This window comes from Parapedobacter sp. (assembly GCF_035556095.1).
Classification (GTDB): Bacteria; Bacteroidota; Bacteroidia; order Sphingobacteriales; family Sphingobacteriaceae; genus Parapedobacter.
In genome coordinates this window covers 8,310-21,857 of the sequence record NZ_DATMFT010000032.1, presented here as the reverse complement: position 1 = coordinate 21,857, position 13,548 = coordinate 8,310, and the positions used below count along the sequence as shown (strand labels likewise).

The following is a 13,548-nucleotide window of genomic DNA, read 5'->3' as shown; positions in this document are numbered from 1 at the left end:
CGAAGGGGAAAAAATCAGTTTCGTCATCTGTTAAATACCATGCAAACTTATTTATAAGTGTGCCGCAAAGACTGCAATACCGTGCCATTATTGATGCGTGTTAGATTGTTAACCAAAAATTAACTAGAAGTTGCCTGTTTTTTCCTACTTTTATCGCCGATTTACCAATGAATGAACAAGCTACTTGAGTTTCGTGCCCCATCATGCCACATATCGCAAAGACGTTACTATCGATTTTTTTTACCGTTAGCTATTTGGCACCTACTGCCGCGCAGGAATACACAATTGCCAAGCTGAAGCTGTTCGCCGATCGCCAGGAGATATTGGTTAAGGACGTCACCATGGATAGTCTCGGGTTTATCTGGTTTTTGACCAATGGCGAGATTTACCGGTACGATGGTTATCGGTCATTGGACATTCTGAAAACCATCACGGACCAACAGGTTACAGATGATATGCCACAGCGCATATTGATTGATCACCGGAATCGGCTTTGGATGGCCGGAAATGCCAACCTCAGCTACCTCGACCTGAAGACATGGAAAGTACATCCGGTGGATTCGACGCTGTTGCCGCCGGTTCCAGACCGCACGGTTGTCTGGATCAAGCAACTTGCTGATTCGATGATTATGGTGGCTTATGAGAACGGGCATCTTCTTCTGTTGACGGGAAATACGACTACACGTATAGACGACCTCTACGAACTGGGTAACGCGGCCCGCAACAAGGTGTCTCCACGGAGTGCCGCGGTATGGAAAGGAAACTATTGGGTGGGCACGACCGCCGGTGGCATGCTATCAATTAACGTGGATGATCCTACTGAAACCGAGTATCACCAATTGCCGGGTATAACCCATATGGTGAGAAATGTTCTTGTGCAAGATGACGCGTTGTTGCTGGATGTTTTCGAACAGGATATTTATCGATTTGATGGATACGGCACGCCCGTACCATTTACATCAGACCACTTTACGTTGTCGAAAGATAAACCGTATGTATTGGCAGTGGGCGACGGGATGCACATTTATGCAGACGACGAATCGGCCTGCCTGCTTAATGGCGACCTCGGTCTGCTGCAGCGGTTGGCCATCCCGTCGACCCACCGCTTTAACACCACCAACGTAAAGATTTTCGGAAAGGAAGCGCTGCTCGGTACCGACGAAGGGATTTTCGTGGTTTATCCAAAAACGAATGGGCTATCACAGCTTATCCCTACGAATCCCGGTGCCAACAAAAGCACCCGTGGGATATATGTTTATCCGGATGGCGCCTTGTTTTACGGCACCTACAACGGTGCGGGATTTATCGGTCCCGACGGCGAAACCCGGATTTTCCAGGACTTGAAGCATGCATATGCGATGCTCCCGATGAATGAAAACGAGCTTCTGATTGGCACCGAAGGGGGGATGCTGAAAGTTTTCAATCGGAAACTCGGCCGCATTTCAGACCTGCCCTATACGCTTTCCGAAACCGCGAGCGATCAGTATGCCTTTAATCTACCGACTTATGTGATGAGCCTCGCTGAAACGGCTAACGATTACCTCATTGGCAGCATGAGCGGCCTTTGGTTGCTGGATAAGAAGAGCCGCCAACTTAGTAAATATCCAATTGATTCGGACGATTCCCACGCGCTGGATTTCCAGATCCGGCACATCCGCTTGATGCCTGATAGCGGCTTGTTGTTGAGTACTCACCTTGGCCTCTATGAGGTGAACGGGGGGCGGGTAACCAAGCGATATCCACAATCGGGAAATGTGGGGGTTTTTAAGTCGATCATGGTTGGCGATACCATTTGGTTGGCGACGCAAGGGGAAGGGGTGGTGGCGCTTAATCGTGCGGGCCGCATGGTGGATGCATTGACACGGAAGCAAGGTCTCAGTAACAACCTTGTCTACAGTTTGGAATATACCAACGGTGTGTTCGTTGCCGGCACGGCAGACGGGCTGAACCTGATCAAGGGCACCCTGGTACGCCGCATCGGCATGGCCGAAGGGTTGACCCAGTCGGAATTCAATTCGGGTGCGTCGTTTTTGGATACACCGCGGCAACGGATGTATATCGGCGGGTTGATGGGCTATACCGTATTGGATGTGGCTCAACCTTGGTTTGAACGCCAGCATCAACTAGAGAGCTACGTTACGGAAATCCATACGGCCACAGGAGCCACAAGTGAAAAATCGGCGGATTATACGTGGCCTTATCGGGGAGAAAACGGACTGGTGCTACAGCCGGATCAAAGCCTGACCGGCCTTTACCTGGGGACACCGGGGAACCATCGCGCTGACGGCGAAATCCAGTATTCCCTCAATGCCGGCGATTGGGAGCCGCTTGAATTGGGGCAATTCATCTCGCTTATCGAACCATCGCCGGGCGATTACCGCTTTCAGTTGGAAACGCGGAGCACGGTAGCTACCGGCAACAAACGGGTGTTTACTATTACCAAACTACCGCATTATTACGAAACGTGGTGGTTCAATGCGCTGGTTCTGTTAGCTGTGGCCGGCGCCATCGGTGGCTTCTTCCAATACCGCGAAATCATCCTGCGAAAGGAAAAGAAAATGCGCATCAAGATTGCAAGCGACCTGCACGATGAGGTGGGTAGCTCCCTCACCCGTATCTATTTCCAGGCAGATATGTTATCTTCAAAACATGTTGGCCGAGCGGACGATAAGCAGTTGCAGCAAATCGCGGATACCAGCAAGGAAGCCTTGTTGACCATGAGTGATATGGTGTGGTCCATCGATTCGCGGTTCGATACGGTAAAGGATCTGGTGATCCGCATGAAGGACTATCTCTTCAAACTCCGTGAAGAGTTGGAGATTACCTACCGGTTTGACGTGAGGGGTGACCAGACATCGCGGTCCGTAACGCAGCTCGTGCGGCAAAACCTGTTCCTCATCTTCAAGGAATCGCTAACCAACGCCATTAAATATGGCGATGGTTCGGAAATCACCGTCGATTTGAACTTCGGTCGTACCATCCAACTTACCGTCCGGAACAGGTATGCGAGTGGAAACGGACCCATCACCGACCAGCAGGGGGGGCGTGGGCTGGAAAGCATGCGGTTGCGGGCATCCCGGGTGGGTGGGGAGTTGTCGTACACGGCGGCGGACGGGATATTTAGCGTCAGTTTGATTATCCCTTGATGTCCATTATCCACGCACTACCCAAAAAGGGGGGTGTATTTTAATGAACATTACCTATCTTTACCTTATGATACGCCTAGGCATTATTGAAGACGACGAACAGATCAGGAACATGCTGGTTGATTTTTTCAAGGAGCAACCCGGTTTTTCATGCTTGTTGTCCGCACATTCAGTGGAAGCTTTTTTCGAGCAATGGAAGGAGGATATCTTTTTGGATATCATTCTTTCCGATATCGGCCTGCCCGGTGAGTCGGGCATCAAGGGCGTGAAGCGAATCAAGAAACACGCGCCGAAGTGCGAGGTGATTATGCTGACCGTTTATGACGATGCGAACCGCATATTCCAGGCGCTGTGCAATGGAGCATCGGGTTATCTGCTGAAGCAAACCCCGTTGCAGAAAATCAAGGAAGCCATTGTGTCACTCCAAGAAGGCGGTGCACCGATGTCGCCGGGCATCGCACGGAAGGTGGTTGAATATTTCAACCCGAAGGGCACGACCGATCTTTATGAAAAGCTGACCCCGCGCGAGGCCCAGGTAGTGGAAGCCATCGAAGAGGGGCTGACCAACAAAGAGGTGGCCATCCGGTTTGACATCTCGTTGGAAACGGTGAAATTTCACATCAAGAACATCTACGAAAAATTGCAGGTCAACAGCCGCCACGCGCTGATTAGTCGGAAGTATAAATAGCCGTTCCTTCCGCCACGGCTACAACTGCCCGATGTGTACGCTTTTGCTGTATTGCTTTTTGCTTGCGCTGTGAACGAACAGGTAGACGTGGAATGGTACTGACCACAATTGCGGCGGCAAGTCGACCTTGATATACCCTTCGCTGCGTTTACATACGTATGTGTTGCGTGCGGCCACACCCTGCTGCGGACTATATACCACCAATACCACCTCGTCGTTGGCACGGGCAAGCGGGGTCTCCTTACTGGAGAAATAAACTTCCAGCGTTTGCTCGCTACGCACCACATCGCCTGCCAATAGCCCGGGTAGGATACCGGTGCTGACGCCAACCCGCTCAGGGATCACGTATTGCTCGGGATAATCACCTTCTAACGCATCCTGCATCAGTTTTTTGAGGGCTTGGCCGAAAGCTTTCCTTTTGCTGCCCCTGCCGTGACTCAACCAGCTTTCGGCTATGACGGGGCGCAAAGGATTGAGGAACGCCATTGCCAGGCGCATCCGTTGCTGCACGGCAAGTTTGCCATAAGACTGTGCGGTCTTTTTCGGGATATTCCGATCATAAAGGACTTCCATAGGTGCTGTTTTAAGATTCGTTGGTCGATAGGGGAATGTAAACGGTGGGGGAAACCCGCTTTTGCTGGTTATCAACGAAGAAAATCCAGGTATGTAGCCCTGTCCTGCATTTATCGCCGAGTAAGTCGACCACCGCGATGCCATCCTGCCGGGTAACATCCGGCTCACTCCCAAAAAACTGGTCGGTTTCGGGGCAATACACCAATACATTGGCGATGTCATCCATTTCACCGCCCATGCCGTAGGTTTTGGTATGCCAGGTAACCGTAACGAGGCCGTTTTCGTGCCGTGCCTTTTCTGCGCCAGCGGTGCAGAGCGATCCGTGGCTGAATTGCATGGCTTCATAGTTAAGTGATAGGTGGTCGCCGTCTACCAGAAATGCGTGATCATAATTAAGGCTGAATGCGGCATTCACGCCCGTTGCTTTGGCCAGGAAGGGTTTAAGACCGACCTCTAGGAATTGCGAAATCGGCCGGAGAAAATCGTTAAGTAACTTGAAACGTTGTTGTTGGATAGCCTGCTCCGGTGTGGACTTGCGTTTTACGCCTTTCTTCCGTTGCAACCCTTTGATGTAGTTCACCTTTTTCCAGCTGCTCCCGACTACGCTGCCCGTTTTGCCCTTGAACGGCCCGTTGATACCTTTTTGGATGATGCCCATTTTTCGTTGTTTATACTTGGTCCTGTTAATGCAAGTATACACTTTTCGAACTGTTTGCGCAAAGAATACTTAATAAAAATGATATAATACATAGATACATTTTTTAAAAAAACATCTATATAATATATAAATAACCTATTTTTATCGTATATAAAACGATAAAAATACGATGAATTTACGGTGAAAATACGATGAAATATAAGATAAACATAGTTAATATATAATTTTCTAATCTCTTTTAATATTGAGATTGGGCGGAAACATTTTAAAACCTTTACGCTACATCCTTTGGAGGTTGCCGGTTTTGAATGGTATGTATTGCGGTCAGACCGGTGTGCTTGAAGCAACCTAGTCGTTTTGGGAATATACCCCCCCCAAAAGAGGGGTGGCAGGGTTGTTCTATTTTCCGTCAATTTGTAGCGCTATGGAAAGATTTCTACCACATCTACGCATGCCATTGGTCGGATTATGGGGTACTCTGTGCTGCATGCTGCTAACGATGACGGCAATTGCACAAAATGAATTTGTCACAACCTGGCAAACGACTACTGCCAATGAAAGTGTAACTATCCCCGTGAATCCAACTGTTACAGGATATAATTACAACGTGAATTGGGGAGATGGGAGCACGGTTGCTGGCCAAACCGGGGATGCCGAGCACACGTATGCCACGCCGGGTACCTATACCGTATCCATATCCGGAGACTTTCCAGCGATACAGCTGTGGCAATTCGGTAACGAAGTGAGCGATAAACTGATGAGCATCGAACATTGGGGCAATATCGAATGGAAGTCTATGGAAGGAGCTTTTTCGGGAGCGAGATACATGGTATTGAACGCAAGTGATGTACCCAATTTAAGTGGCGTTTCATCTATGGCACAGATGTTTTCGGGCGCAGAATTGGTCAATGGCGACTTTGGCGGTTGGAATGTATCGAGCGTAACCGACATGAGTAAAATGTTTAATGGAGCAGCTGCATTCAACGGTAATATCAGCGGATGGAATGTCAGTAATGTAACGGACATGTCTTGGATGTTCTGGGGTGCAAGTGCCTTTAATCAAGATATCGGCGGATGGGAGGTAGGCAACGTGGAGGATATGTCTTTTATGTTCTATCAAGCGCCGGTCTTTAATCAGGACTTGAGCAGTTGGGATGTATCCCGTGTGACGACGATGAACAGCATGTTTTTTATTGCCCTTAATTTTGACCAATCGTTGGGCAGTTGGGACATTTCAAACGTAACGGATATGGGCGACATGTTGCTCGCGACGGGCCTTTCTTCCGCTAATTATGGCGCTACGCTCGTCGGTTGGGCAGCGTTGCCTAGTGTGCCATCCAATATCACGCTGAATGCGGCGGGCCAGGAATATTGCCCCGGATCCGCAGCCGAAACGGCCAGGCAGGAATTGGAGATGAAGGGATGGCATATTATCGGTGATAACCCGGCAACCGATTGCGGCGGCGGAACTGACGAAGCATTCATCACTACGTGGCGGACGACTGCTGCCGATGAAAGCATTACCATTCGAATCAATCCTAGTGTAACGGGGTATAATTATACGGTGGACTGGGGGGATGGCAATACATCGACCGGACAGACAGGCAATGCTACACATGCCTATTCCACTGCGGGCACTTATGAGGTATCCATTAGTGGAAGTTTTCCGGCTTTATATGAAGCCGGCCAGCAACTCATTTCCGTCGAGCAATGGGGTGATATGATTTGGCAATCCATGGAAAGAGCATTTATGGACGCTGCCAATTTGGTAATCCGCGCTAGTGATACCCCTGATTTAACGCATGTGACATCAATGGAACGGGCGTTTGAGGGCACCACGTACTTCTCCAGTGACCTGAGTAACTGGGATGTGTCGTCGGTGGAGAATATGAACTTGATGTTTTTTCGCGCTACCGCATTCAACGGCGACCTGAGCGGTTGGGATGTCTCATCGGTGAAAAATATGGCGAATATGTTCGAGGACGCTGCCTCTTTCAATGGCGACTTGAACGATTGGGATGTGTCATCGGTGGAAAATATGCACGGGATGTTTATGCGCGCTACCGCGTTCAACGGGGATATACGTGCTTGGGTGCCGTCCCGGGTAACCAACATGGCGAACATGTTTGAAGACGCTACGTCTTTCACCGGCAACCTGAGTGGCTGGGATGTTTCATCGGTGGAGAATATGCAGGGGATGTTTATGCGTGCCACGGCGTTCAATGGCGACTTAAGCGGTTGGGTGCCGTCCCGGGTAACCAATATGGCAAACATGTTTGAGGAGGCCGAGTCATTTGCCGGCAACTTGAGCGGCTGGGATGTTTCATCGGTGGAGAATATGCAGGGGATGTTTATGGGCGCCGCTACGTTCAACAGTGACTTAAGTGCTTGGGTTACATCGCAGGTGACTAACATGACAACTATGTTCGAGCGTGCCGCTTCGTTCAACCAGGATCTTGGCGGTTGGGACGTCTCTTCCGTGGAGAACATGACAAACATGCTCAACCGTTCGGGGCTTTCCCCCGAGTATTACGACGCCACATTGATCGGCTGGGCAACACAAGCCGTGCAACCGGACGTTATGTTAGGCGCTCAAGGCCTGACCTTTTGCGCTGGTGCCGATGCTCGGCAACAATTGATCGACGATCACCAATGGAGTATCGACGACGCAGGAGAAGCGTCCGATTGTGGTGGCGGGGGCATCGGCCCCGCCGACCCCAGTCATTTCATCACCATCTGGAAGACCGATAATGATGGTCCGAGCGGAGACGACCAAATCACGATACCTGCCTCTGGTGAGTTCACCTATACCTGGGTGGATACCAACAACCCGGCATCAACGGGGTCGGGGAGTGGAAATGGTGGGACGACCATCACCTTTCCGCAGGCGGGAACGTATGAGGTACGGATTGCACCGACGGGAAGCTCTCCTTTTAATCGTATCTATTTTGCTGCATTTGTTTCCGGCGACAAGCTTAAATTGTTGGAAATAAAGAATTGGGGAGCCATACATTGGGGTGAATTCGCATTCGGTGGCTGCACAAACCTATCTGTCACGGCTACGGATATCCCTGACCTGAGCGGTTTAACGGACTTAAGCTTTGCGTTCAGCTACAGTGGAATTGACGAAATACCCAACTTCAATGATTGGGATGTAAGCAACGTAACCAACATGGGTAACTTGTTTGAACAGGCAACCAACTTCAATCAACCCTTGGACAAGTGGGATGTGAGCAATGTAACCGACATGAGATTTATGTTTGACGGGGCGACGAGCTTCAACCAACCGTTGGACAGCTGGGATGTGCGTAAGTTGGAACACTTCGATTACATGTTTCGTGACGCGTCCAGTTTTAATCAATCGTTGGGCACCTGGAAATTGGAAAGCCTAAGGGGGGCTGTTGCTGCCTTTTTCAGGAGCGGTATGAGCTGCGAAAACTTCAGCTATACCCTTTTCGGCTGGGCCACGCATCCGAATACAAACGAAGGTGTGATTTTTGGGCCCAATGAAATCACCTTCAGTCCGGATGTTGCGCCCTATCGGGATTTCCTGATCAATGACCTAGACTGGAACTTTCAGGGAAATGACGGGGTTGGGACGTGCAGTGTTACGTTGCCGAGTACGCCCGTCACGCCGGGTCCAGGCAATATCCTGTATGTTGACCAAAACGTTCCGGATGGTAGCGGCTCCGGCGACAGCTGGGAAAATGCCATTCCCGAACTGGCCGATGCGTTGAAGTGGGCGCGTGAGCAACACGATGGCGGCAGCCCGGGGTGGGATGATACCGACCCGCTGAAGATTTTTGTGGCTAAAGGGGTTTACAAGCCCCTGTACAACGCTGCAGACGGTGCGTATACCACCGATGGCGGTCGGGATAACAGTTTCGTACTGGTGCCCGATGTGCAATTATATGGTGGGTTTGATCCCCCAGCCGGCATTGAAACACTGGAAGATCCGCGTATTCTTCCGAATATGAATAACTTGGAACAGGGCAGTATCCTAAGCGGCGATTTCAACGGTAACGACAATACAGCCAATTATGATAATCATACCGAGAATGCCCATCACGTGACCATCGCATCGGGAAATGTAGGCAGTGCCCTCATGGACGGATTTACGGTAACCGGTGGCTACGCGACCGGCAATACATCGGGCCCGTCCGTAATGGGGCAGACAGTTTATCGGTTTTTTGGTGGTGGGACATATATCATCTCCTCGTCGCCACAATTTACCCACATGGCGTGGTTTAATAATTTGGGTGAGTGGGGAGGTGGGCTGTACAATTCGGTTTCCCTCTTAACAGAAATCAGCTCGCCGGCGTTATCCAACGTGACGTTTTATCGGAACATGGCGCCCGGCGGTGGTGGCGGTATACGTAATTTTGGGGGTTCTGTTGACATCAAGCAGGCCATATTCGCACACAATGGAGCCGGATTGGTTGAAGACGGAACGTCTTCCGGCCCGGGTGGGGGGATATACAGCAGTGGGAATGGTACTTCATTATCCATAACGAATGCTACGTTCAGCGGAAACTGGATTGTTGGAGCCTTTATTCCCAGTTTCGATGGGGCTGCCATACAGGTGGAGCAGACTTCGACCTGGCTGAACAATGTGGTGATATGGGGCAATGAAGTAGAAGGTGACCCGGCTGATCCATCCGCATCCATATCCATATCATTGGGGGGCGATGTAATCGTTGCCAATAGCTTGGTCGCTCATTCGGGTGGAAGCGCGAACTGGAATAATGCAATGGGCATCCTGGACGGAGGCAATAACATCGACGCCGATCCGGCATTCGTGAGTAGCACGCCCGGAGAAGCGGGTTTTCTGCAATTGAATGCTTGCAGTCCAGCCATCAGTATTGGTAACAACTCCGCCTACACCGATGCAGGTGGGAACCTTGCCGCCGACCTCGACCTGGCGGGGAATCCCCGGGTGTACAATCAAGCTAGCGGTGGCGTGATTGATATGGGTGCCTATGAATATCAGGGCGAACGGGTATACATCGAACAATTAGCCGCACCGGCGGCGGTAACAGTGGCGTACGGTACAGCCTGGGACGATATCGACGGATTGCCGACTGCCGTAACCGCCGGATTAAGCGATGATACGGACGTGTCCATCCCACTGGATGGCAATCGTGACCACTGGACGCTCCTTACGCCTGCAGGTAGCAGCTATGACGGGGATGTAGCAGGTACGTATGTGTTTTCCGTACCGCTGTTGATTCCTGCGGAGGCTTGTTACTTGAACCCGGAGGACCTTCGGGCAGAAGTGACGGTAGCCGTCGAGAAAGGTACGCCGATATTGGCGGCTTCCTGGAACGGCGAAGCGGTAGATGCAGTCGAAGGACTATCGCTAACCTACGGTGATGTCGGGGGACTGACGTTTAGTACAACCGATCCGGATGGTGTAGTTACTTATACGCTGGGCATAGGCGATGACGCAATTGTCGACCTGAGCGACCTCGACGCTGTTGCTGCCCACTTGGCCGGCAATGCAACCTTGACTATTGAACAGGAGGAAACGGACAATTATGAAGCGGTATCTCTGTCACTTGCCGTTACCGTGGCACAAAAGGCCATCACGATCATTCCGACTGCAGATCAAGGAAAGGTATACGGAGCGGATGATCCTGACACGTATGCCTATGGGCTGGCTGACGGCGATATGCTGGCGTTTGACGATGCACTGACGGATATCGTTTCGGCTACTACACGCCAGGAAGGCGAAGGCGTGGGTGCGTATGATATTGAATTGGCTGTTGACGGAGAACAGGCGGTGAATTATGCCATCTCCTTTGAAGCCGATAACGATGCGTTTGTGATTATGCCATTGGAAATTACAGTTACCGTGGAAAATAAAACCAAGGTATTTGGTATGGATGACCCTGCACTGACGTATATGTATGCGCCGGAGCTCATCGCTGATGACGAATTTACGGGCGGGCTTGAACGTGAGGAGGGAGATAACGTGGGCAACTACGTGATTACGCGGGGTAACCTTTCGCTGGATGATAATTATGTGCTTGTCTTTGAAGCCGGCGCTTTAACCATCACACCATTGGAAACAACGGTTGTGGCGGACGACAAGACGAAGGTATTCGGCACGGATGATCCGGCACTGACATATACTTTTATGCCGGAGTTGATTGGCGATGATGCCTTTGCTGGTGGTCTTGACCGCGCAGAAGGAGACGACGTAGGTAGCTACGCAATTACGCAGGGCGACCTGTCGCTCAGCGATAACTATGAAATCACCTTCGAAGAAGGAACGCTTACGATTATGCCTGCCGCATATGAAGGTATCACGTTCAATGATGGCTCATTCGAATACGACGGTACGGAACATGTGTTAGAACTAAACGGTGAGTTGCCGGAAGAAGTAACGGTGAGTTATTCGATTGATAGTGAGCCGGGCAATGGTGCCACGGATGTGGGTACCTACGAAGTGAAAGCATTTATAGACGGTGGCAACAATTACGAAGACGCCGAATTGACAGCTACGTTGATCGTTACCCCATTGGAAATAACGGTTGTTGCAGATGACAAGACGAAGGTGTTCGGTACGGATGACCCGGCACTGACGTATACCTTTATGCCGGAGTTGATTGGCGATGATACCTTTGCCGGTGGTCTTGACCGTGCAGAAGGAGAAGACGTAGGTAGCTATGCAATTACGCAGGGCGACCTGTCGCTCGGCGACAACTATGAAATCACCTTTGAGGAAGGAACGCTGACGATCACGCCTGCGGTGTATGAAGGTATCGCGTTCAATGATGGCTCATTCGAATACGACGGTACGGAACACGTACTTGGACTGACCGGTGAATTGCCGGAAGGGGTAACAGTGAGTTATTCGATTGATGGTGAGCCGGGCAATGGTGCCACGGACGCAGGTACGTATGAAGTCACCGCCACCATCGACGGAGGGGATAATTACGAAGACGCCGAATTGACAGCTACGTTGATCGTTACGCCGAAGGAAATAACGGTTGTTGCAGATGACAAGACGAAGGTATTCGGTGTGGATGACCCGGCACTGACGTATACCTTTATGCCGGAGTTGATTGGCGATGATGCCTTTGCCGGTGGTCTTGACCGTGCAGAAGGAGATGATGTGGGTAGCTACGCGATTACGCAGGGAGGCCTGTCGCTCGGCGACAACTATGAAATCTCCTTCGAAGAAGGAACGCTGACGATTACGCCTGCCGCATATGAAGGCATTACGTTCAGTGATGGTTCATTCGAGTACGATGGTACGGAGCATGTACTTGAACTCTCGGGCGCACTACCTGCGGGAGCAGTGACCTACACGATCGATGGCAAAGCTAGCAATGGTGCCACAGATGCGGGCACGTATGAAGTGATAGCGACCATCGATGGTGGCGAAAACTATGAAAACACCGAGTTGATGGCTACCTTGACGATTACACCGGCAGAGATTACCGGCATTGCGCTAAACAGTACTTCATCTACCTACGATGGCACCGAACACAGGCTTTCCCTTGCTGGCAACCTGCCAGCGGGAGCCTCGGTGGCCTACGAGAACAATGGTCGGACGAATGTGGGTAGCCAAACGGTCAAAGCCATCGTTGACGGCGGTGGGAACTATCAAAATAAGGTGCTGGAAGCCACGCTGACAATCCTCGCGGCAGAACGTACATTGCACTTCGAGGCGTTGCCGGAGAAAACCTATGGCGATGCGGCTTTTGACGCAGTTGCAACGGCGAGCAGCGGGGAAGCGATTAGTTACACGAGCAGCGACCCGGACGTGGCGGAAGTAACGGCCGGCGGCAAGATTACCATCACTGGCGCGGGTGAGACCATTATTAAGGCAACGGTGCCGGAGCATGCGAATTATGCCAACCGGCCGCAGGCGAGCCGAATACTGACCGTGCGCAAAGCCAGCCAGACCATCACGCTGGACGGTCCCACAGAGGTGAGCCGCGATGCGGGAAGCATTGGCCTGACGGCATCGAGCACGAGCGGGTTGCCGGTGGTGCTGACGGCCGACAATGCCGAGGTGGCTACGCTGGAAGGTACGACGTTGAATATTCTCCGGTTAGGACGGGTCACCATTTCAGCAACGCAAGCTGGTGACGCTAACCACGAAGCCGCCGAGCCGGTGGCGTTGACCATCCGGGTAATTGACCCCACATCCGACCTGCCGGTACGTGTGCATCCGGTGATATCGCCCAATGGCGACGGTATCAATGAGTTCCTGATGATCGAGGCGGTGACTGACTATCCGGAAAATATGGTGACCATCTTCAACCGTAACGGTACGCTGTTGTGGGAAGCCAGCGGCTACGATAACAACAGGGTGGCCTTCCGTGGTATCAGTACCGGACAGCAGCTGCTGCCGGCGGGTACGTATTTCTACATCGTGGAAGTGAAAGACGGAAATACTTGGAAGCACAAGAAAGGGTATTTTGTGTTGAGGTATTGAGATAAGGAGACATTAGATAAAGAGACATCGA

Annotated in this window: 5 protein-coding genes; 3 read left to right on the top strand and 2 right to left on the bottom strand. The window is 51.2% G+C overall.

What is annotated here, in order from left to right:
• Nucleotides 1–203 precede the first annotated feature (203 nt).
• On the top strand, nt 204–3,146 hold the full coding sequence (locus VNQ80_RS19530; protein ID WP_325641860.1) for a sensor histidine kinase: 2,943 nt from the start codon (nt 204–206) through the stop codon (nt 3,144–3,146).
• 67 nt (nt 3,147–3,213) lie between these two features.
• Nucleotides 3,214–3,834 (top strand): response regulator transcription factor, encoded by a 621-nt coding sequence (locus VNQ80_RS19525; RefSeq protein WP_325641858.1) that lies wholly within the window; start codon nt 3,214–3,216, stop codon nt 3,832–3,834.
• An 18-nt stretch (nt 3,835–3,852) separates the two neighbouring features.
• Here VNQ80_RS19525 and VNQ80_RS19520 read toward each other — a convergent pair whose 3' ends face one another.
• A complete protein-coding gene (locus tag VNQ80_RS19520; RefSeq protein WP_325641856.1) occupies nt 3,853–4,407 on the bottom strand; it encodes a DUF6266 family protein in 555 nt (184 codons plus the stop codon).
• A gap of 10 nt (nt 4,408–4,417) precedes the next feature.
• Nucleotides 4,418–5,065 carry a DUF6266 family protein gene (locus tag VNQ80_RS19515; RefSeq protein WP_325641855.1) on the bottom strand — a complete coding sequence of 216 codons (648 nt, stop codon included), beginning with the start codon at nt 5,063–5,065 and terminating at the stop codon, nt 4,418–4,420.
• A gap of 424 nt (nt 5,066–5,489) precedes the next feature.
• On the opposite strand from VNQ80_RS19515, the gene VNQ80_RS19510 reads away from it, so the two are divergent.
• Nucleotides 5,490–13,517 carry a BspA family leucine-rich repeat surface protein gene (locus VNQ80_RS19510; RefSeq protein WP_325641854.1) on the top strand — a complete coding sequence of 2,676 codons (8,028 nt, stop codon included), beginning with the start codon at nt 5,490–5,492 and terminating at the stop codon, nt 13,515–13,517.
• The last annotated feature ends 31 nt before the right edge of the window (nt 13,518–13,548 follow it).